Source organism: Stenotrophomonas sp. Steno-Z1, from assembly GCF_056393175.1.
In genome coordinates this window covers 127,237-148,778 of record NZ_JBWJPB010000006.1, presented here as the reverse complement: position 1 = coordinate 148,778, position 21,542 = coordinate 127,237, and the positions used below count along the sequence as shown (strand labels likewise).

The 21,542-nt window shown below is 69.1% G+C and carries 14 protein-coding genes; 10 read left to right on the top strand and 4 right to left on the bottom strand.

Going from position 1 to position 21,542, the window contains the following annotated elements; all coding sequences use genetic code 11:
- Position 1: 1 nt before the first annotated feature.
- The 9 genes from AC06FD_RS15755 to AC06FD_RS15715 are packed head-to-tail and all read left to right on the top strand — an operon-like array spanning position 2 to position 12,302.
- Positions 2 to 2,146, top strand: coding sequence for a glycosyl transferase family protein (locus AC06FD_RS15755; RefSeq protein WP_259206982.1), 2,145 nt, complete (start codon positions 2 to 4; stop codon positions 2,144 to 2,146).
- Entirely contained in the window at positions 2,143 to 4,959 is a 2,817-nt protein-coding gene (locus AC06FD_RS15750) for an NfrA family protein (RefSeq protein WP_478078308.1), read from the top strand. Before AC06FD_RS15755 ends, AC06FD_RS15750 begins: the two co-directional genes overlap by 4 nt.
- A gap of 20 nt (positions 4,960 to 4,979) precedes the next feature.
- Positions 4,980 to 6,011, top strand: coding sequence for an alginate O-acetyltransferase AlgX-related protein (locus tag AC06FD_RS15745; protein WP_478078307.1), 1,032 nt, complete (start codon positions 4,980 to 4,982; stop codon positions 6,009 to 6,011).
- 4 nt (positions 6,012 to 6,015) lie between these two features.
- A complete protein-coding gene (locus tag AC06FD_RS15740) occupies positions 6,016 to 7,140 on the top strand; it encodes an alginate O-acetyltransferase AlgX-related protein (RefSeq protein ID WP_478078306.1) in 1,125 nt (374 codons plus the stop codon).
- 12 nt (positions 7,141 to 7,152) lie between these two features.
- The gene (locus tag AC06FD_RS15735; RefSeq protein ID WP_478078305.1) at positions 7,153 to 8,733 is read left to right on the top strand and encodes an MBOAT family O-acyltransferase; all 1,581 of its coding nucleotides are present in this window, start codon (positions 7,153 to 7,155) and stop codon (positions 8,731 to 8,733) included.
- A 13-nt stretch (positions 8,734 to 8,746) separates the two neighbouring features.
- A complete protein-coding gene (locus AC06FD_RS15730; protein WP_038690541.1) occupies positions 8,747 to 8,977 on the top strand; it encodes an acyl carrier protein in 231 nt (76 codons plus the stop codon).
- Between the two features lie 28 nt (positions 8,978 to 9,005).
- The gene (locus AC06FD_RS15725) at positions 9,006 to 10,481 is read left to right on the top strand and encodes an AMP-binding protein (protein WP_478078304.1); all 1,476 of its coding nucleotides are present in this window, start codon (positions 9,006 to 9,008) and stop codon (positions 10,479 to 10,481) included.
- Positions 10,478 to 11,164, top strand: coding sequence for an alginate O-acetyltransferase AlgF (locus tag AC06FD_RS15720; protein WP_478078303.1), 687 nt, complete (start codon positions 10,478 to 10,480; stop codon positions 11,162 to 11,164). Before AC06FD_RS15725 ends, AC06FD_RS15720 begins: the two co-directional genes overlap by 4 nt.
- A gap of 4 nt (positions 11,165 to 11,168) precedes the next feature.
- Positions 11,169 to 12,302: an acyl-CoA dehydrogenase family protein gene (locus tag AC06FD_RS15715; protein ID WP_478078302.1), complete on the top strand. Its 1,134-nt coding sequence runs from the start codon at positions 11,169 to 11,171 to the stop codon at positions 12,300 to 12,302.
- Positions 12,303 to 12,359: 57 nt separating this feature from the next.
- Here AC06FD_RS15715 and AC06FD_RS15710 read toward each other — a convergent pair whose 3' ends face one another.
- The 3 genes from AC06FD_RS15710 to ettA form a co-directional block, all read right to left on the bottom strand.
- Entirely contained in the window at positions 12,360 to 13,358 is a 999-nt protein-coding gene (locus AC06FD_RS15710) for a DUF4434 domain-containing protein (RefSeq protein ID WP_394163841.1), read from the bottom strand.
- 47 nt (positions 13,359 to 13,405) lie between these two features.
- The gene (locus AC06FD_RS15705) at positions 13,406 to 14,722 is read right to left on the bottom strand and encodes an NCS2 family permease (protein WP_449335587.1); all 1,317 of its coding nucleotides are present in this window, start codon (positions 14,720 to 14,722) and stop codon (positions 13,406 to 13,408) included.
- Between the two features lie 151 nt (positions 14,723 to 14,873).
- A complete protein-coding gene (gene ettA / locus AC06FD_RS15700; protein WP_259206955.1) occupies positions 14,874 to 16,538 on the bottom strand; it encodes an energy-dependent translational throttle protein EttA in 1,665 nt (554 codons plus the stop codon).
- A gap of 237 nt (positions 16,539 to 16,775) precedes the next feature.
- On the opposite strand from ettA, the gene AC06FD_RS15695 reads away from it, so the two are divergent.
- Positions 16,776 to 17,240 (top strand): RcnB family protein, encoded by a 465-nt coding sequence (locus tag AC06FD_RS15695; RefSeq protein WP_259206952.1) that lies wholly within the window; start codon positions 16,776 to 16,778, stop codon positions 17,238 to 17,240.
- A gap of 604 nt (positions 17,241 to 17,844) precedes the next feature.
- On the opposite strand, the gene AC06FD_RS15690 is transcribed toward AC06FD_RS15695, so the two are convergent.
- Complete coding sequence (locus AC06FD_RS15690) at positions 17,845 to 21,375, bottom strand: autotransporter outer membrane beta-barrel domain-containing protein (RefSeq protein ID WP_478078301.1); 3,531 nt, start codon at positions 21,373 to 21,375, stop codon at positions 17,845 to 17,847.
- Positions 21,376 to 21,542: the final 167 nt, after the last annotated feature.

Genomic DNA, 21,542 nt, shown 5'->3' with positions numbered 1-21,542 from the left:
CGTGAACGGTCTCCCCTGGGATATCCACCTGGCCAACTACTACGCCGCCCTGGAAACAGTGGCGGCGGCGGTGGCCGTGTTGATCCTGATTTCCAGCCTTGATGACCTGTTCATCGACATCTGGTACTGGGTCCGCGAAAGCTGGCGCACGCTGACCGTCAAGAAGCGGCGCGAGTATCGCCCGCTGACCCAGCAGGACCTGCTGCAGCGCCCGGAGCAACCGTTGGCGATCATGGTGCCGGCCTGGGCCGAGTACGACGTGATCGCGCAGATGGTGGAGAACATGATCGATGTACTCGACTACCGCGAGTACATCGTCTTCGTCGGCACCTATCCCAACGATGCCGAGACCATCGCCGAGGTGGAGCGCATGCGCCGGCGCTACAAGCGCCTGCGCCGGGTGGAGGTGCCGCATGCCGGCCCGACCAGCAAGGCCGACTGCCTGAACTGGCTGATCCTGTCGATCTTCGATTACGAGAAGCGCCACGACATCGAGTTTGCCGGGGTGATCCTGCACGACAGCGAGGACGTGCTGCACCCGATGGAGCTGCGCTTCTTCAACTACCTGCTGCCGCGCAAGGACATGATCCAGTTGCCGGTGACCTCGCTGGATCGCGAGTGGTACGAGTTGATCGCCGGCGTCTACATGGACGAGTTCGCCGAATGGCACGCCAAGGACCTGGTGGTGCGCGAAAGTGTGTCCGGCATGGTGCCCTCGGCGGGCGTCGGCACCTGCTTCTCGCGCAAGGCGCTGCTGGCATTGAGCGCGGCCACCAACAACCAGCCGTTCAACACCGACAGCCTCACCGAGGACTACGACGTGGGCGCGCGCCTGGCGGCGATGGGCATGCATTCGATCTTCGCCCGGTTCCCGGTGCAGTTCCGCGTGCGCCGCCCCTCGTGGTTCGGCTGGGGGCCGGTGCGCGAAAGCACCCAGTCGATGGCGCTATGCGTGCGCGAGTATTTCCCCGACAACTTCCGCGCCTCCTACCGGCAGAAGGCGCGCTGGGTGCTCGGCATCGGCCTGCAGAGCTGGGAAACGCTGGGCTGGCGCGGCTCGCTGGCCACCAAGTACCTGCTGGCGCGCGACCGCAAGGGCATCGTCACCTCGTTCGTCAGCATCATCGCCTACATCATCTTCCTGCAGCTGCTGCTGTTCTGGGTCTTGAAGATGACCGGGCTGTGGCAGACCCAGTTCCCGACCATCTTCCAGGCCGGCACCTGGCAGATGAACATCGCCCTGATCACCACCGCTGCCCTGGCCAGTCGCGTGGTGCAGCGCTTCTACTTCGTCAACAAGCTGTACGGATGGGAACACGCGTTGATGTCGATCCCGCGCATGGTGGTCGGCAACATGATCAACTTCATGGCCACCGCGCGCGCGTGGCGCATGTTCCTGCTGTACCTGCTGTTCGGCAAGCGCATGGTGTGGGACAAGACCATGCACGATTTCCCCAGTGCCTCGCAGCTGGTGCAGACCCGCAAGCGCCTCGGCGAGCTGCTCACCACCTGGCAGGCGGTCGAGCCCGAACGCCTGGAAGAAGCGCTGCAGCAACAGCAGGGCGGGCGCCAGCAGCCGCTGGGCCGGATCCTGGTCTCGCAGGGCTGGCTGGATGATGAAACCCTGGCCGAGGCCATCGCGTTCCAGGGCGACCTGGCGCGTGCCGTCATCGACGTGGACTACCTGCAGGCCGGGGTGTTCCCGCTGTCGGTGGAAGCGTGCGTGCAGTGGCGCCTGTTGCCGCTGCCGCGCAGCACGGCCGATACCTTGTCGGTCGCGGTGGCCAACCCGCTCAGCGAGGCCGAGCAGGCCCAGCTGCTGCACGACGTGCACGCCAGTGCCGTGGAGCAGTCGATCGCGCGCGAAAGCGAAATCAATGCCGGCCTGCGTCTGATCAGCGGTGAAACCTACCGCATCGACGCGGTGCCGTTGCTCGGCGACCTGCTGGTGGAGATGCGCCTGATCGCCCGCGACCAATTCGAGCGCGTGCTGGACGAATACAAGCCGCAGCGCGACGGGCGCATCGGCGACTACCTGGTCAAGCACGGCGTGGCCACCGAAGCGGCGATCGCCGAAGCGGTGCGCGAGCAGCATCGCCGGTCCGGGCAACCCCAATACAGCGCCGACGGAGAGCTGAAGGCATGAGGACCACCCTGCTTTCCAGCGTGATCGCGCTGAGTCTGATCGGCCTGGGCAGTGCCTGTGCGCACGCGCAGGAATCATTGCCGCTCTCGGGCAACGCCTACCGCATCGCCGAGCAGGCGTTCGGTGCCTATGAGCGCGGCGATTTCCCCCAGGCCTACCGCAGCGCCAGCGAGGCGGTGCGGTTGCGTCCGGACGTGGCGCGGCTGCGGCTGCTGCAGATCTACGCGGCGCAGAAGCTGGGCCGCAACGACGAGGCGCGCGCCCTGGCACAGCGTGCCATCGCCGCGGGCATCACCGATCCGGCGTTGCCGGCGCTGGCGGCCGCCCCGGCACGCGGCAATGCCGCCGCCGGGCCCCGGGCTGCCACCGCCGCGAAACCCACGGCGGCCGAGCTGGCGTACCAGCGCGCGTTCGCGCTGGCCACCCAGGCCTACGAGGCCTACAACAACGACCGCATGGCAGAAGCTGCCAGCAAGGCCGAGCAGGCGTTCCGCCAGCAACCGCAGCAGGGCGCGTGGGCGACCCTGTGGGTGGCCTCGCTGGAGGCCCAGCAGCAGTTGGAACAGGCTGACGCCGCGGCGGCCACGGCGATCCAGCTCGGCGCGCCCAACGTCGGCGACCTGCAGGCCAAGCGGGTCGCGCTGGGCCGGCAGCGGGCGGTCAAGCCGGCGCAGGAAGGCTATCAGGCACTGATCGCGCAGGACTTCGGCGCGGCCACCCGATCCGCGCAGCAGGCCGTCGAGCACGCGCCGGATGTCGCCTCGCACCGCCTGCTGCTGATGACCGCGCAGATGCTCGATGAACAACTGCCGGCGGCCGAGACCACCGCCGACCAGGCCCTGGCCAATGACAGCGACGACACCGTCGCCCTGGTGATGCGCGCCTACCTGCGCCAGCGCCAGATGAAGACCGCGCAAGCCAACGCGGACTTCGACGCTGCGCTCAAGCAGGATTGGCTGGATGGCCAGCAATTGCGCAACGTGCGCCTGCTCGCCACCGATGCGGCGATCGCCGCCGGTGACCGCGCCCGCGCGGCCCAGCTGCTGCAGCCGCTGCAGCAGGAGACCTATGCAGACCTGGACGCCGACGCACGCAAGGCCGTGCAGGATGCGGTGGCCGAACGCAGCAAGGCGCTGGCACGGGCCCGGCCCGGCCAAGCGCTCACCCTGGCCGACTACCCGGCACCGTTCCAGCAGTGTCGCGATACCCCTTACGGCACGCAGTGCGAAGTGATGCCGGCCGACCTGCAGGGCGAGGGCGGGGCGTCGCAGCGCGCCTACGCGGCATTCGGCCGGCAGGACTACCAGGAAGCCATCCGCCAGGCCCAGCAGGCCGTCAGCGATGACCCCGACAACCGCACCCTGCAGGCGCTGCTGACCACCACCCTGTCGGCCGGCGACCGTGCCCAGGCGGCGCAGGCGCGACAGCGCCTGGACACCGCGTTGGCGGCCACGCCCGATGACGCCGCCCTGCTGATGCAGCGCGGCTACCTCCACCAGCGCGTCGGCGAGCCGGAGCAGGCGCTGGCCGACTTCCGCGCGGCCCAGGCCACCGGCAAGGCGCCGCCCACCGTGATCCTGGACCAGGCCTATGCCAGTGCGGCCAGCGGCGCCAACCGCGACGCGGTGACCCTGCTGCGCGGCGCGATCGACAGTGCCGACGCAGGCACGCTGAAACTGGACACGGCGCAGCGCTACAACACCCGCAGCTCCATCGCCAACCTCTCGCGCGAGTGGGGCGTGATCGCCTCGGCCGGCTACCGCGGCGCGCGCCAGGCAGCCACCAACCTCGGCGGCGCGGCGATCAGCACGCCGGGCGATTCGGTGTTCGGCACGCTCGAAGCATTCTGGCGGCCGCCCGCGTTGAACACCCGCCACGGCACGCTCGAAGCCTACGCGCGCATCGCCAACACGCTGTACGACGAGGGCGGCACGTTCGAGTCGATCCTGGCCGTGGACCCCTGCACCGGTGAAGCCACCGAGGACGCCCGCGCCCGGGCCGAACGCCTGAGCCGCTCGCGCTCGATCGCCGGCTGGCCGTCCACCATCGCCTCCTTCGGCGTGCGCTATGCGTTTGGCCAGACCGGTCTGAGCGCGGGCATCGAGCGCCGCCAGTTCGCCGGTACCGCCACCCGCAACGGCGGCATCTATCCCGATTCCACCGCGATCCAGTGCCGCATCCAGCTCGACTCCAATCGTCCGCTGCAGATCAACACGCTGGCCCGGTATCGCCTGGACAGCAACGCCGGCGGTTGGATGTCCTACCTGACCTACGGCTTCTACAAGGGCACCGGTGTGCGTACCGACGTCAACCAGTGGTGGACGCTCAGCGGTTACGCGCAGGCCGGCCTGAGCTGGGACGACAACCGCGCCCACTTCACCATCGATGCGCTGGACGCCAATGGCGATCCGTCGCAGCGCATCCTGCAGTCCGATGGCCGCCTGCGCCGCCAGCAATGGTTTGGTGCGGCCGAAGTCCGCGCCGGGCGCAGCTACCGCTTCGGCGCCGCGCAGACCCGCTGGGTGGTCAACCCGTACCTGGTCGTCGGCGCGGACTGGATCGACCAGACCTCGAAGGTGCGTGGCATCGAGTACCCGCTGATCGGCGCGCAGTCCTTCACCCTGTCCGACACCGCCAGCAGCTGGTCGCTGGGGGCCGGTCCCGGCGTTGGCGTGCGTTACTGGTTCCGCGAAGACCATTACAACGCCGCACGCTCGTATCTCGACGTGGCGGTGCAGTACCGCTTCGCCATCGGCGGCGGCGATACGCAGCGGGCCAAGGGCCTGTTCGCCACTGCCACGCTCTATTACTGATCCAGGAAAAGGACCCGACGATGACCCACGCCCGATCCTCCGCCCGCCCCTCCCGCCTGCGGCCGCTGTTGCTGGCCGCGCTGTGCGGCGCGCTGTGCGCCACGGCACCGGCGATCGCACAGACGCCGCCGGCGGCGGCCGGCGCGGCCAACCAGGACTCCTCGATCGTGCTGATCGGCAAGGATGGCTGGCTGTTCCCGGCGTGGGGCAGCCTCACCGACGTCGATGCGCCGGCGATTGCCCGCAACACCCAGCTGATCGCCGAGGCGCGCACCGCGCTGGCCGCGGCCGGGGTCAAGCTGGAGGTGCTGGTGCTGCCGGACAAGGCCCTGTTCTACGAAGACAAGCTGCCCGACGGCAAGCGCTTGGGCGAGGCCGTACGCGGCCGCTATGCGCTGGTCCATGACGGGCTGGAAACCTCCGGCGTGCCCTCGGTCGATGCGTTGCAGGTGTTGCGCCAGGTCAAACAGGGCGGGCAGGAGGTGTTCTACCGCAGCGACCAGCACTGGACCCAACCGGCGGCCGACGCCGTGGCCTCGGCCGTGGCAGCGCAGATCCGCCAGCAGGTGCCCAGCCTGGCGGGCGAGGCCGGCACCGGGATGGCGCTGGGCAGCGAGATCAAGGAACGCCGCTTCGGCGACCTGGCCGAACTCTTCCTCACCGAAGAGCAGCGCAGGTCCATTGGCCGTGACACCTTCACCGTGCGCCGCCAGGCCGAGCAGCAGTCGCTGCTGGACGATGCGCCGGCGCCGGTCCATGTCACCGGCCACAGCATGGTGCAGCCGTACTTCGGCTTCCCGCAGAAGCTCTCCAACGTGCTCGACCGCCCGGTCTCGGTGAACTGGAAGCCGGGCAACGTCGGCCACTGGGTGATGCTGCTGGAGTACCTGGAGTCGCCCGAGTTCCGCGCGCACAAGCCGCAGGTGCTGGTCTGGCAGATGTTCGAGCCGTCCTACGTGCAGGGCCCGGATGCACGTGGCCAGTGGGACAACGCCTCGATCATGACCCCGCAGCAATGGACCGCACGCTTGAACAAGGCACTGGGGCAGTAACCCGATGAGTGCTCGTCCCGGCGCGCCCGCGCCCCTGCCCCCCGCCGCGCCGGCGCGTGCCCACCTGCCCACGACGGTGGTGGTGATCGCGCTGCTGGTGGTCGGCCTGCTCGCTGGCGGCTGGATGCTGGGCAGGGCGAAGATTCCGGCGGCGTCGCTGGCACCGGCGCGCTGGGCCGATGGCGAGGCGGGCCGCGCGATCAACGAAGCGCTCAAGCTGCCGGTGCAGGCCCAGGCCGACCTGGCCACGGCGGCGGTGCGCTATCGCCTGCTGGGCGACCTTGGCCCGCAGGTCGCACTGGGGTGCCCGGACTGGCTGTTCTATCGCGACGGCCTGCGCCCGCAGCCGGGTGCCGGCGACCAGGTCGTCCAGCAGCGGGTGCGCCTGATGCGGCACTGGTCGGCCCAGCTCAAGGCGCAGGGCGTGCAGTTGCTGGTGGTGGTGGTGCCGGACAAGTCGCGGGTCGAACAGGCGCACACCTGCGGGCTGCGGCATTCGGCGAACATGCGCGCGCGGCTCGGCCAGTGGCAGCAGGCACTGCAGGCGGCCCAGGTGCCGTCGGCCGACCTGCTCCCGGTGCTGCAGGGCGCCGACGCGCCCATGTTCTTCCGTACCGACGTGCACATGAACCGGCTCGGCGCGCAGCGCGCGGCCGACGCGGTGGCCGCCGCTGCGCTGCCCTTGTTGGGGGGGCCGGGCGGGCAGGCCTTCGAGGTCGGCGCGCCGGGCGCAGCCAAACCGCGCATGGGCGACCTGATCGTGCTGGCCGGATTGGAGAAGGCACCGCCGGCCTGGCGCCCGGCGCTCGACCGCGAGCCGGAGCAGGTGATCACCCCGCTGCGCAGCGGCGGCCTGCTCGATGACACCCCGCCGGTGGAGGTACTGCTGCTGGGCAGCTCCAATGGCCGCCGCAGCCTGTTTGCCGAGCGCCTGGGCCATGCGCTGGGGCGCGAAGTGTGGAACCAGAGCCTGGATGGTGGGCAGTTCTCGGGCGCGTTGCTGGCCGCCTGGCCGCAGCGTGCGCAGTGGCCATCGACAGTGAAGCTGGTGGTCTGGGAATTCTCCGAAATGGCCCTGTCCTTGCCGTTGACCGACGGTGAGCAGGCAACGCTGGCCGAGATCCACTGAGCGCTACGGACGATGCTTTTCAACTCCTTCCTGTTCCTGCTGGTGTTCCTGCCGATCGCACTGGGCGTGCATTACGCGCTGGGTGCGGTGCGACCGCGGCTGGCCGCGTTGTGGCTGTGCGTGGCCTCGATCGTGTTCTACGGCTGGTGGAACCCGCAGTTCGTGATCCTGCTGTCCGGCTCGATCGTGTTCAATTACCTGGTCAGCCTGGTGATCCTGTCGCTGGCCAGGCGGCCCAGGCTGCAGCTGCTGGCCACCGCGCTGGGCGTGGCCGCCGACCTGCTGCTGCTGGTGCACTACAAGTACTTCGCGGCGATGGTGAATTTCGTCGGCGAGATGGGTTTCAACGTCGGCCCGATGGACGCGCTGATCCTGCCGCTGGGCATTTCCTTCTTCACCTTCACCCAGATCGGCTACCTGCTCGACTGCCGTGCCGGCGTGGTCAACGACCGCAGCCCGCTCAGCTACGTGCTGTTCGTGACCTTCTTCCCGCACCTGATCGCCGGCCCCATCCTCCACCACAAGGAGATGATGCCGCAGTTCAGCAAGCGCGAAACCTACCGTTTCCAGGCCGACAACCTCTCGGTGGGCGGCATGCTGTTCGTGATCGGTCTGGCCAAGAAAGTGCTGCTGGCCGACACCATCGCCCCGTATGCCGATGCCGGCTTCGCGTCCACGGGCGAGGTCCAGTTCTGGGGGGCCTGGGCCACCGCGCTCAGCTATGCGTTGCAGCTCTACTTCGATTTTTCCGGTTACTCGGACATGGCGCTGGGCCTGGCGCGGATGTTCGGCATCCGCTTCCCGCTCAACTTCAACTCGCCGTACAAGGCGACCAGCGTGATCGACTTCTGGGCGCGCTGGCACATGACCCTCACCCGCTACATCACCGCCTACCTGTACTACCCGGTGGCGATGGCGGTGACCCGCTGGCGCACCCGCCACGGCCGCGCCACCGGCCCGGCCGCGGTGGCCTCGGCCGGCGGCTTCCTGTCGATGATCGTGCTGCCCACGGTGTGGGCGATGGGCCTGGCCGGCATCTGGCATGGCGCCGGCCTGCAGTTCCTGATCTTCGGCCTGCTGCATGCCGGCTACCTCTCCATCAACCATGCCTGGCGCGTGTTCGTCGGTGGCCGCAAGCCGGCCGCGCTGCGCCAGCTGCGCTGGTACCAGCAGGCCGGCTACGTGTTGCTCACCTTTGGCGCGGTGCTGGTGGCACAGGCGTTCTTCCGCGCCGACGGCGTGCACGATGCCTGGGAGCTGGTCCAGGCCATGTTCGGCGTGCGTGGTTGGGAAAGCCTGGAGAACCTGGGCTACCTTGGCGGCATGGGGCTGGGCGACAGCTGGCGCCTGCTGGCCGGGCACCACGTGCAGCTGCTCTACATCCTGGTGCTGCTGGCCATCGTCTGGCTGGCACCCAATGCGCAGCAGATCATGGGCGTGTACGGCCCGTCGCTGGCCAAGCCGAGCCCGGCCCCGCGCGCGTGGATGCGCTGGCAGCCCAACTGGCAATGGCTGCTGGTGATGCTGCTGATGCTGGGCCTGTCGCTGCTGAGCCTGCACAAAGAATCCCGTTTCCTCTACTTCCAGTTCTGACAAGGTGAACCCGATGGATATCCAGACCCTCCAGGCCCAGTTGATCGACATCGTCGAAGCGGTGATCGGCACCCGCGTGCAGCCGGACGAATACATGGAGTCCCTGTTCGACTCGATGTCCAAGGTGCAGCTGATGGTCGAGGTCAAGGACCGCCTCGGCGTGACCCTGCCGGTCGATGAGATCGATGCGCTGGTCGATTCGGTGCAGGTGCTGGCCGACTACGTGGCCGCGCACCAGCGCTGAGCCTTCCCCCTCTTCAGGAGCCGCCCGCATGCGCTTCGATTTCGACCACTGCCGCTTCGTCGAGCTGGACCGCGCGCCGCACGCGCCGGCGCTGCACGATGCCGATGGCACCCTGGACTGGGCCGCGCTGCACGCGGCGACCCAGGCCTGGATCGTGCGCGCGCAGGTGGCCGGCGTGCAGCCGGGGCATGCGCTGGTGATCTCCGGGCACAAGCAGTCCGCGTTCGTGGTGGCCATGCTGGGCTGCCTGCAACTGGGCGTCACCTACGTACCGGTGGACACCATCAACCCGGCGGCGCGGCTGCAGCGCATCACCCAGCTCACCCATGCCGGGGCGATCTACGATGCGGCCACGGACACCTTCGGCCCTGGCGCCGATGCGCCGCGCGCGCTGCGCGTGCCGGAGCTGGCCTACATCATGTTCACCTCGGGCAGCACCGGCGACCCCAAGGGCGTGCAGATCGGCCGCGACAGCGTGGCGCTGTTCACCGGCTGGATCCGCGACTGCCTGCAGCTGGGTGAAGCACCGGCGTTCCTCAACCAGATGCTCTTCAGCTTCGACTTCTCGCTGTTCGACCTGTGCGGTGCGCTCGGCCTGGGCGGCAGCTGCGTGCTGTGCCCGCGCGAGGTGATCGCCGACAGCGAGCGTTTCGTCGAGCACCTGCGGCATTCGGCGGTGGCGGTGTGGGCCTCCACGCCCTCGTTCGTGCGCCAGCAGATGCTCAACCCACGCTTCAACGCCGAGCACCTGCCGTCGCTGAAGGTCTTCGTGTTCGGCGCCGAATCGCTCACCCCGCGCGTGGCCGAGGAACTGTGGGTGCGTTTCCCGCAGGCGCGCATCATCAACTCCTACGGCCCCACCGAAGCCACCTGCTCGACCACCTGGGTGGAGATCGACCCGGCGCTGCGTGCGGCCGCCCCGAACCCGTTCCCGATCGGCGTGGCCAAGCCGTATGCCGAGGTCTTCATCGACGATGGCGAAATCTGCATGGCCGGCGACCACGTCATGCGCGGCTATCTGGACCGCCCGGACCTGGACGAAGGCGTGTTGTTCGACCACCACGGCAAGCGCGCCTACCGCAGTGGCGACCTCGGCGATCTCGACGACCAGGGCCGCGTGTACTTCCGCGGCCGCAGGGACGACCAGATCAAGCTCAACGGCTACCGCATCGAGCTGGCGGAAGTGGATGCCTCGCTGTCCACGCTGGACGGCGTGGTGGCGGGTGCAGCGGTGGTGCTGCGCCGGCCCGACGGCAGCCTGGTGCGGATGATCGGCTTCGTCGAACTGGCCCAGCCCGGCGAAGGCCTGGTGCAGCCGCTGCCCGCCGCGTTGCACGACTGGAAGGAACAGCTCGGCCGCCGCGTCCCACCCTACATGATTCCCTCCGAACTGATCGCCGTGGATGCGTTGCCCACCGGCAACAGCAACAAGGTCGACCGCAGACAACTGGAGCAGCGCTATGCATTGGCGCGCACGCTCCGCAGCCAGGAACCCAGACCATGAAGCGCACCCTGATCCCGCTCACCGCCGCCCTGTTGGTGCTTTCCCCGCTGGCCGCTTACGCGCAGCAGGGGGGCCAGGAAGGCCGCCTCGCGCAGCTGTACGCGCCGCGGCCGCCGGCCGGCTCGGCCTTCGTACGCGTGTTGAATCCCGGTAGCGCCGCGCTCAAGGTTGCCGTCGGCAACGGTGCCGAGCAGAGCATCGGCCCGGCCACCCGCGCCACCCGCTACGCCATCGTCGAAGGCGGCAAGCCGTTCAACCTGCGCGTGGCCGGCAAGCCGCGCAGCCAGGCGCAGGTCGCCGCCGGCAGCTTCACCACGCTGGTGCTGGATGCCGCCACGCCAACCAAGCCGCTGGCGGTGTTGGCCGATGGCGGCGGCACCAGCGACGCGCTCAAGGCCGAGATCCGTTTCTACAATCTTGCCAGCGGCTGCACGCAGGGCCGCCTGGCCATGGCCGACAAGGGGCCGGTGGTGTTCCCGGCGGTGCCCGCCGGCAGCAGCAGTGCGCGCGGCATCAACCCGGTCAAGGCGCGCCTGGTAGCCGGCTGCGGCAACAAGGACAGCGCCCCGCTGGCGCTGCCGGCGCTACAGCCCGGCGATCACTACAGCCTGTTCCTGACCGGCACGGCGGCCGCCCCGGTGCTGCAGGGCCAGCTCAGTGGCACCGACGCGGTGGGCCGCTGATCCCATGTCCGAGCGTTCCGTTTTCCGCGACGACCACGCCCTGTTCCGCGCGCAGGTGCGTCGCTTCATCGACAGCGACATCTCGCCGCATTACGCGCAGTGGGAGCGCGACGGCATCACCCCGCGGTCGCTGTGGCGCGCAGCGGGCGAGGCCGGCCTGCTCAACTGCCAGCTGCCCGAGCCTTATGGCCTCGGCGGTGATTACGGGCATGCCGCGTGCGTGACCGAAGAACTGGCGCGCGCGAACTACCTGGGCATCGGATTCTCGATCCACTCGGACATGGTGGCGCCGTACCTGATGCAGTACGGCAGCGATGTCGTGCGCGATGCGTGGTTGCCGGCGATGGCCCGCGGTGAGGCCATCGGTGCCATTGCCATGACCGAACCCGGCGCCGGCAGCGACCTCAAGGCGATCCGCACCCGCGCCGAGCGCCAGGGCGAGCATTACCTGCTGAACGGCCAGAAGACCTGGATCACCAACGGCAGCAATGCCGACGTGGTGGTGGTGGTGGCGACCGTCGCGCCGGAGCTGGGTGCGCGCGGGTTGACCCTGTTCTGCGTGGATACCGCGTGGCCCGGCGTCACCCGTGGCGCGCCGATGCCCAAGATCGGACAGCATGCGCAGGACACCAGCGAACTGTTCTTCGACAACGTCGTGGTGCCGGCCTCGCACCTGCTGGGCGAAGAACAGCGCGGCTTCGATTACCTGGGTGAACAACTGGCCGCCGAGCGCCTGGCCATCGCGCTGCGTGCGGCGGCCTCGGCCGAAGGCATGCTCGCCGAGACCGTGGCCTACGTGCGCCAGCGCAAGGCATTCGGGCGCTTCCTGATCGACCACCAGAACACCCGTTTCGTGCTCGCCGATGCGGCTGCCAAACTGGCGATGCTGCGCAGTTTCCTCGACCAGTGCCTGGGCGAGCAGATGCAGGGCCGGCTGGATGCGACGGTGGCGGCGATGGCCAAGCTCAATGCCACCGAACTGCAGGGCACGGTGCTTGATGACCTGCTGCAGCTGCACGGCGGCTACGGCTACAGCAGCGAGTACGGCATCGGCCGCGCCTGGACCGATGCACGCGCGCTGCGCATCTTCGGCGGCAGCAGCGAGATCCTGCGCGAGATCATCGGCCGCACGCTGTAACGCGCGTACGGCACGAACCTGTCGCTACCGACCGTCGGTCGGTGGCGGAGGCAGGCCTTACAGGCCCCAGTGACGCCGCAATGCCTTGGCCTGCGGCGTGTCCTGCGACAGCCAGGGGTCCAGCGCATACACCAGCACGTGCTCGGCCCCGCTGTCGCGCGCCCAAGCCAGTTGCCGTTCAATACGCGCCGGGTCGGCGGTTTCACCCTTGAACTGGGTACCGTCGGCGTTTCCGCCCGGTAGTTCGCGGAACAACTCGACGATCGCATCGAAGGCCACGCCGCGTTGCTTGAGCAGCGCCAGCAGCGGCCGCAGTTCCTGCACGTTGCCAGCGCCGGCGACGCCCACGCCGTCCTGCACCATCGGCCGCAGCGGGACCTGGTCGAGCACGCTGGCCCACACCGTCTCCAGCCGGCCTTCGGTCTGCAGCCGGCTGAAATAGGTGGACATCGCGCAGTCGCCACCGCGCGCCTGCGCGGCCTGCTGCAGGCCGTGCAGCCACTGCACCAGCCATTGCACGCGGGCCGGGTCGGCCCAGTGGTACTGCTCGATCTCGTAGGGCAGGTACCAGCCACCGAACGCCTGCAGGCGTGCCCATGGGGCCTGCGCCAGCCACTGCTGCGCGCGCGCCAGGCTGTCGGCGAAGAACGCTTGCAGCGCGGCATCATCGCCGCCGATGGCCGTCCACCACGACTGCTCGAACGGCAGGCCCACCCGCACCGTGATGCCGGCTTCGCCCGCGGCGGTGAACAGCATCCGCAGGCCCGCGTCCGGCAGCAGCCAATCGCCCTCCGGCGCGCCGTGGATGCCGGCCCACTGCAGCACCAGCCTCTTGCATCCCAGGCGACCGGCCAGCTGCATCGAACGCTGCCAGTCGACCATCGTCCAGTCCAGGTGGCTGCGCCAGGGTTGCAGGAAGGTGCCATCCACCTGGACCGGCATCGAGCAGCCGGGCAGGGCCGCCAACGCGCCCACCGCAGGCGCCAGCAGCGCCGCACGCAACAGGCGGCGACGCAATGGCGAGGAAAGATCGGCTGGCAGGGAAGCATCGCTCATGCCGCCATCATCCCAGAGCCGCGTTGCGGAGGGGTGAACCGTGGCGCTTACTCCAGCGCGTAGCGCAGCACGAACAGGCCGGCCACCAGCCACACCGCCGGATGCACGTCGCGCCAGCGGCCGGTGCCGGCCTTGAGCACCGCATAGGCAATGAAGCCGAAGGCCAGGCCATTGGCGATGGAATAGGTGAAGGGCATCGCCAATGCGCACAGCGCCGCCGGCACCGACTCGGTCAGGTCGCCCCAGTCCACGTCCACCAGCTCGCGCAGCATCAGCCCGGCCACGAACAGCAGGGCAGGGGCGGTGGCATAGCCGGGCACCATCGCCGCCAGCGGCGAGAACAGCAGCGCGGCCAGGAACAGCGCGGCGACCACCAGCGCGGTCAACCCGGTGCGGCCACCGGCCTGTACGCCCGAGGCGCTCTCGGCGAAGGCGGTGGTGCTGCTGGTGCCCAGCAGCGAGCCGGCCACGATCGCGGTGCTGTCGGCCAGCAACGCGCGCCCGAACCGCTTCTGCGCGCCCGGCAGTTTCAACAGGCCCGCCCGCCCGACCACGCCGTACAGCGTGCCGGTGGCATCGAACACCTCCACCAGGACGAACACCAGCACCACCTGCAGCAGCACGGCGATCGGCGCGCCACCGTTGTGGTGCAGCAGGCCGGGCAGGTCCAGCTGCAGGAACGTGGGGGCCAGGCTCGGCGGCAGCGACACCAGCCCATGGAACTGCACATCACCCAGCAGCCATGCGGCGCCGGTGACGGCCAGGATGCCGATCAGGATCGCGCCGCGCACCTTGCGCGCTTCCAGGATCGCGATCAGCAGGAAGCCGCCCAGGGCCAGCAGCGGCGGGGCGGTGTTGAGCGGCCCGAGCGCGACCAGGGTATCGGTGTTGGCGATGATCACGCCGGATTTCTGCAGCGCGATGATCGCCAGGAACAGGCCGATGCCGGCCACGATCGCCGCACGCAGCGAGCTGGGGATGCCGGCCACCAGCCAGGCGCGCACGCCGGTCAGCGACAGCGCCAGGAACACCAGCCCGGAAATGAAGACGGCGGCCAACGCCTGCTGCCAGGGCAGCCCGGCTGCGCCGACCACGGTGAAGGCGAAGAACGCGTTCAAGCCCATGCCCGGGGCCATGCCGACCGGGAAGTTGGCCGCAAACGCCATCACCAGCGAGCCCAGTGCCGCGGCCAGGCAGGTGGCGACGAACACCGCGCCCGGGTCCATGCCGGTGGTGGCCAGGATGTCCGGGTTGACGAAGACGATGTAGGACATCGTCAGGAAGGTGGTCAGGCCGGCCAGCACTTCGGTGCGCACGGAGGTGCCGTGCTGCTGCAGCTGGAACAGGCGCTCGGGGAGGGACATGGTGGAATCTCGTGACGATAAGGCGTCACGACCCACGGTCGTGACCTGCCAGAATGCAAACGGCCGCGCGGTGCGCGCCTGTGTCATGACCAACGGTCATGACCTACCCAAATGCAAACGGCCGCGCAGTGCGCGGCCGTTTCTCGTTCCGTTACTTCAGCGCCTTGAAGCGCAGGCGCTTCGGCGCGGCGTCGTCGCCCATGCGGCGGCGCTTGTCTTCCTCGTACTCGCGGTAGTTGCCCTGGAAGAACTCCACGTGCGAGTCGCCTTCGAACGCCAGGATGTGGGTCGCGATGCGATCCAGGAACCAGCGGTCATGCGAAATCACGAAGGTGTTGCCGGGGAACTCCAGCAGCGCATCTTCCAGCGCACGCAGGGTTTCGATGTCCAGGTCGTTGGACGGTTCATCGAGCAGCAGCACGTTGCCACCCTGCAGCAGGGTCTTGGCCATGTGCAGGCGGCCACGCTCACCACCGGACAGCGAACCGACCAGCTTCTGCTGGTCCTGGCCCTTGAAGTTGAAGCGGCCGATGTAGGCGCGCGACTGGATCTCGATGCCGTTGATGTTGAGGATGTCCAGGCCGCCGGCGATTTCCTGGAAGACGTTGTGGTTGCCCTCCAGCGCATCGCGGCTCTGGTCCACGTAGGACAGCTTGACGGTCGGGCCGACGGTGATTTCGCCCGAATCCGGCTTTTCCTGGCCGGTGATCATCTTGAACAGGGTCGACTTACCGGCACCGTTGGGGCCGATGATGCCCACGATCGCGCCGGCCGGGACCAGGAAGCTCAGTTCGTCGAACAGCAGGCGGTCGCCGAACTTCTTGGACACGTTCTTGAACTCCATCACCGAGTTGCCCAGGCGCTCGCCCGGAGGGATGAAGATTTCGTTCGTTTCGTTGCGCTTCTGGTAGTCCACCGACTGCAGCTCTTCCAGGCGGGCCAGACGGGCCTTGCCCTTGGTGCGGCCGCCCTTGGCATTCTGGCGCGACCATTCCAGTTCCTTCTGGATCGCCTTCTGGCGCGACTTCTCCTGGTTGTCTTCCTGCTTCAGGCGCTCGTCCTTCTGCATCAGCCAGTCGGTGTAGTTGCCCTTCCACGGAATACCGCGGCCGCGATCCAGTTCCAGGATCCACTCGGCGGCGTTGTCCAGGAAGTAGCGATCATGGGTGACCGCCACGACGGTGCCGGTGTAGCGCGCCAGGAACTGTTCCAGCCACTCCACGGACTCGGCGTCGAGGTGGTTGGTCGGTTCGTCGAGCAGCAGCATGTCCGGCTTCTGCAGCAGCAGGCGGCACAGCGCCACGCGGCGCTTTTCACCACCGGAGAGCTTGCCGATGACGGCATCCCACGGCGGCAGGCGCAGCGCATCGGCGGCCACGTCCAGCTGGTTTTCCAGGGTATGCGCGTCGCCGGCGGCGAGGATCGCCTCCAGGCGCTCCTGTTCCTTGGCCAGCTTGTCGAAGTCGGCGCCTTCCTCGGCGTAGGCCAGGTAGACGGCGTCGAGCTGGGCCTGGGCCTGCAGCACTTCGCCCACGCCTTCCTCGACCGCTTCACGCACGGTCTTGGTCGGGTCCAGCTCGGGTTCCTGGGCCAGGTAGCCGACCTTGATGCCGGCCTGCGGGCGGGCTTCGCCCTCGAAGTCGGTATCCACGCCGGCCATGATCTTGAGCACCGTGGACTTGCCGGCGCCGTTCAGGCCCAGCAGGCCGATCTTGGCACCCGGGAAGAACGACAGCGAGATGTCCTTGATGATCTGCCGCTTGGGCGGGACCACCTTGCTGACGCGGTTCATGGTGTAGATGTATTGCGAGGACATGAGGTCTCCGAAGGCGCGACCCTGCCCCCGTTCCATGCGGAACGGGAACAGATGAATAAAAGGGGTACTCCCGATTATAGCCGGAAGCGATGACAGTCGCCGGTCGGCCCATGGGGCGGGGCTTGCCGGGGCCTGAATGGGCCGTCAAGGCCCTTGAAGTGGAAACCGTTTCCAGCCGGAAACCGTTCAGATGCCGTGCGCATGATGGAGCCATCAATCCACCAAGCGAGGCCAATCATGCGCATGAATCGATTTGTCGTCGGGGCCGTTGCCTCGCTGCTTGCCCTCGGCGCGGTGGCACCGGCCTTCGCCGATGACGACCACCGTGGTCGTGGGCACGACCGCCACGACCGCCACGATGACCGCCATGATCGCCGGCATGACCGCCGCGACTGGCGCGATGACCGCCGCGAGGCGCACCACGATCGTCGCTACTACGACAACCGTGGCCATTACCGCCCGGCACCGCCGCCGCCGCGCGTGGTCTATCGCCCGGGCCCGGGTCGCGGCTACGGGTGGGCGCGGGGTCACCGCTACAACGAGTACTACCGGGGCCCGGTCTACGTGGTCAACGACTACAACCGCTACTCGGTGCGTCGTCCGCCGTATGGCCACCACTGGATCCGCGACGACCGCGGCAACCTGCTGCTGGTCGCCATCGCCACCGGCATCATCGCCGACTACGTGATCAACAGCCGGTAAGCCCACCGTTTCTGTCCAACCCATGCGGCGCCCTCAGGGGCGCCGCATTTCGTTGTGGAGCCGCGTAGCCCGCTCTAAAACGGTTCGCATTCGCTGCGCTAGGCGCGCGTTGGGGCTCTCCAGACGCGGTCGTCGGCGGGTCGGGCGCTGGGCCCCCATGCCCTTGGAGGCGAAATAAAGGAGGAGGCCGCGCAGCGGCCGGGGGACATTCGCCGGAAAGGGCATGGGGGCCCAGCGCCCGACCCACCGACGGACGTCAGAAAAGCCTGGCTTCCACCTGCCTGGCGCAGCCGAGCCCCTTTGCGGCCGGTAGGCTCCTGGGCAAAATAAAGGAGGAGGCCGCTCCGCGGCCGGGGGACACTACACCAGGGGCCTACCGGCCGCTAAGGGGCCCTCGGGCTCGCGACCATCCCCAGCGGAGACACCCTCCGATCCCCACGGCGCCTGGACTGCGCGACCCCACGTAACGCGGTGCGCCATGTGTTGCGGACCTTGGAACGCGACGCTCCCCTCCAGTGAGAGAAAAGAAAAAAGGGCGCGCCCGCAGGCGCGCCCTTTCCCGGCTGTGCCGGCCATTGGCCGGCACATCCGGGTCCCCCTCACATCAGAAGCCGACCGACCAGTCCAGCTGGGCACCCATGTCGCGCTGGCCATCGCCATCGCGCCCCTGCACCTGCAGCGACACGCGGCTGTTGGCGCTCGGGCTCACGGCGACACCGAGCTGGGCCAGCACACTGCTGCGTGCCAGCGGCGCGCCGGCGATACCGAACTCCTGCGCGCCCTCCACGAAGCGAGCCGTGGTCGTCGGCAGACGGTCGCCGTCGGCGTACTGCCAGCCCACGCGTGCGGTCACCACCGCCTTGTCCTGCAGGCCACCGCTGATATCCCAGTCGGCCTTCAACGCCGCCAGACCGGTGCGGTAACGGCTATCGGCCGAGGCGATCTGCAGCGCGCTATGGCCACCGTGTTCCTGGCTGCCATCGCTCTCCAGACGCACCTGGGCCAGCTCGATTTCCGGCGTCAGCTGCACACGCGGTCCGCCGAACGTCCAACCGGCACGCACGAAAGCAGTGGTGGCGGTGGCATCTTCGCGGGCCGACAGCGACTCGGCGAACGTCGTGCCGATCTGGGCCGTGCGCATGCTGTCGGTGCGGTAATCGGCGCGGGTCACGCCGCCACGCAGGCGCAGGCCCTGCCAGCCATAGTCGGCGTAGACGCCGTACTCGGTCGCATCGGTCTCGGCGCGTGCGTCGCGCTCGCGCAGGCGGGTGTCCAGCTGCTGCTGGCCGGCGGCCACGCCGAACTGCAGCGACTCGCCCACCTGCCAGCCGGCACCGGCCATCAGCCCGTGCTGCTGCGTGCGCGTGCCGACATTGGCCGCAGTGGCGTCCGTGTGCAGCTGGCCGCCGCTGCCGGCCAGCCACACGCGCACGCCGGGGGCGATGCCGCCGCTCATCGCGAGGCCATCCAGGTGCCGGTCGATGCCGTCGTGCAGGAACCGGTTCTGCAGCAGCGCGCCGCGGTTGGCCGAATGCACTTCACCGCTGAGGCTGTCGAAGGCCGGCACCACCTGCGGAATCTCCAGGCGCACCACTGCGTCATACACCGCGTTGCCCTCGCCGAGGGCTTCCACCGCACCGGCCACTGCCTTCTGGTTGTCGTTGACCACCACGTCCGGGAACGCCAGCTGGACGTCCGGCATCGACACGTCGTTGCGTGCCATCGTCAGGTAGACGTTGCTGGCGTCGTAGGCCAGGCTCGGGTCGAGGAAGGCGAAGTTGCTGGTGACGCCGCCGAACGTGCCGGCAACGCCGTCGCCAGCGCTCAGCACGGTGTAGCGGGTGGACACCTTCCAGTCACCGTCCGCCGCCACCGCCACGGTGCCGGCACCGCCCAGGGTGGCCACGCCCGCCACGTCCACGTGGTCGCTGCTGCCATCGGCGGCGACGTGGACGCGGTAGGTCGCGCTCGGATCGAACACCAGGTCACCGGTGATGGTCAGCCGGCCCACGGCGCTGTTCGGGCCCGGGTCCAGCACGCTGCCCGAACGCAGGTGCACGCTGCCCACGCGGCCGCTGCCGGCCAGGTAGGCGCCGTTGTCCAGGTTCACCTGCCCGCCGAGTGCGCCGTCCACCATCAACCGGCCCTGGTCGACCACGGTGGTACCGGCAAAGGCGCTGCTGTCGCCGCTCAGGGTCAGCCAGTGGCGTCCCTGGGCGAAGGTGCCGGTGCCGCTGAGCTGCCCGGCGTACTGCAGCACGCGGGTGGTGTCGATCTGGAACGTGCCGGTGCTGCCGATCGCGATGTTGCCGGTGGGCAGGGCATTGCCGGTGGCCAGCACGCGGCCATCGTCCACGCGGGTGGCGCCGCTGTAGGCGCTGCCCGCCAGCACCAGCTGGCCGCCATCGGTCTTGACCAGCACGCCGCCGCTGCCGGCACTGAGCCCGCCGGCCAGCGTGGCGCTGCTGCCGGTACCGACGGACACGGCCACCTCGCCGCGCAGCTGCACGCTGTTGTCCAGCACCACCGCATCCCCCAGTTCCAGGCGCGTCGCGTCGGCCAAGGCCACCAGGCCGGTGCCCAGCGCCTTGCTGCCATACACCGCCAGGGTGCCGGCATCGACCAGCGTGCCGCCGCTCCAGCCACTGCTGTCGGCGCTCACCGTGAGGCTGCCGGCGCCGGTCTTGCGCAGCTGGCCGGTGCCACTGATGGCGCGCTGCATGAGTACGTTGTTGACCGTCTCCACGGTCGAATCGGCCGCCAGCAGCACGTTGCTGTCCACGCGCAGCACGCTGTTGGCACGCAGGGTGCCGCCGCCCAGTTCGAGGGTGCCGGTGCCGTTGCCGGTGGTGATGCTGGCCGGCAGCGCGCCGCCGACCGCCAGCACCGCCTGCGGGCCGACCACCAGGGTGCCGACGCCCGAGGCGTTGCTGCCCAGCAGGATGTTGCCGCGCACGGTTGCCGTGGCACTGTCGGCGATATCCACGCGCCCCCAGCCATCCACGCCGATCCGCAGCGACGCCACCTCCAGGCGCGAGCCCGTGCCGGTCACCCAGGCGGTGCCGACGCCGCTGCCGGCCAGGCCGAACGTGGTGGCGCCCAGGCTGACCGCGCCGCCGTCGGAGACCTCGATCGCGCCAACGCCCGCGTTGCCGATCACCGCGACGCTACCCGTCTGGACAAAACGCGCGTCGGTGCCGGAGACCAGCAGGTCGCCGCGCGAGCGGTTGCTCGCCGAGAGTGCCTGGTTGCCGATGTACAGCGCGCCGCCCACTTCCACGCTGGCGCCGTCTTCGACCCTGACCGTGCCCTTGCCGAGCTGGCCGATGTTGAGCACGTCGGTGTTCACCCACCGGCTGCCAGTGCCGGAGATCTCGGCCAGGCCCACGCCGGTGTCGGTGTTGCCGACGAAGCCGGCGAGGCTGGTCATCTGCGCCCCATCGAGGATGCGCACCGTGCCATTGCCCTGGTTGCCCAGCAGCAGGTTGCGATCGGTGCGGAACAGCGACTGCGCGCCGCTGACGTTGATCGCGCCCACGCCGCTGATGCCGGCGCCGATGTAGGAATCCAGGCCGATCGACAGCGTGCCGCCGTTGTCGATGTCGACCAGGCCCCGGCCGAGGTGGCCGACACCGAGGGTGGTGAGCGAGGTCCAGGTCGACCCGGCGCCGGAGATCAGCACCCGCCCGTCGGCGGTGGCAGCGGTACCGCCGTCACCGGTGCCAACGAAGATGGTCCCCGAGGTCAGCGTGCCGCCGCCCAGGACCGACAGATCGCCGCGGCTGGCATAGCCGACGTGCAGGTGGTCGGTCTGCTCGCCAGGCTGGGACACCACCGCCGTGCGGCTGCCGTCGATGTAGGCGGCCACCGAGCCGGCGGTGGGCTCGCCGAATTCCCAGTTGCCGCCCGTGCCCCAATTGTTGTCGATCGAGGCGCGCCACTCGTTCCAGCCGTTGACGCCGGCCATCGCGGCCGGGGCCGCGCAGGCCAGCGCGATGCCGCTGAACAGCGGCGCCAGGCGCGGCGCGCGGCGCGCGCCGGCACGGGCCGGCGCACGGCCGCCGCGGGCGAATTCGGATACCACCTGGACGCACTTGAGCGCGTGGTTGAAGACCACGCGGTAAACATGATTCACAGCCAACCCCTGTTTTGATCTGAGTCGGCGGTATCGGCTGTTGGCTGAACGACTTTAGCGTTTGAAATGAATTAATCTGAACAATTCAAGGAACGCCATCTCAGATCGTGCATCTGGGCGCGCCGGTTCGATGATCGCGCCCGTGCCTGCCGGCAGGGGCCAGTCCC

Coding starts and splice junctions, on each gene's coding strand:
- AC06FD_RS15750 (WP_478078308.1), top strand. CDS start 2,143: ATGAGGACCACCCTGCTTTCCAGCGTGATCGCGCTGAGTCTGATCGGC.
- AC06FD_RS15745 (WP_478078307.1), top strand. CDS start 4,980: ATGACCCACGCCCGATCCTCCGCCCGCCCCTCCCGCCTGCGGCCGCTG.
- AC06FD_RS15740 (WP_478078306.1), top strand. CDS start 6,016: ATGAGTGCTCGTCCCGGCGCGCCCGCGCCCCTGCCCCCCGCCGCGCCG.
- AC06FD_RS15735 (WP_478078305.1), top strand. CDS start 7,153: ATGCTTTTCAACTCCTTCCTGTTCCTGCTGGTGTTCCTGCCGATCGCA.
- AC06FD_RS15730 (WP_038690541.1), top strand. CDS start 8,747: ATGGATATCCAGACCCTCCAGGCCCAGTTGATCGACATCGTCGAAGCG.
- AC06FD_RS15725 (WP_478078304.1), top strand. CDS start 9,006: ATGCGCTTCGATTTCGACCACTGCCGCTTCGTCGAGCTGGACCGCGCG.
- AC06FD_RS15720 (WP_478078303.1), top strand. CDS start 10,478: ATGAAGCGCACCCTGATCCCGCTCACCGCCGCCCTGTTGGTGCTTTCC.
- AC06FD_RS15715 (WP_478078302.1), top strand. CDS start 11,169: ATGTCCGAGCGTTCCGTTTTCCGCGACGACCACGCCCTGTTCCGCGCG.
- AC06FD_RS15710 (WP_394163841.1), bottom strand. CDS start 13,358: ATGAGCGATGCTTCCCTGCCAGCCGATCTTTCCTCGCCATTGCGTCGC.
- AC06FD_RS15705 (WP_449335587.1), bottom strand. CDS start 14,722: ATGTCCCTCCCCGAGCGCCTGTTCCAGCTGCAGCAGCACGGCACCTCC.
- ettA (WP_259206955.1), bottom strand. CDS start 16,538: ATGTCCTCGCAATACATCTACACCATGAACCGCGTCAGCAAGGTGGTC.
- AC06FD_RS15695 (WP_259206952.1), top strand. CDS start 16,776: ATGCGCATGAATCGATTTGTCGTCGGGGCCGTTGCCTCGCTGCTTGCC.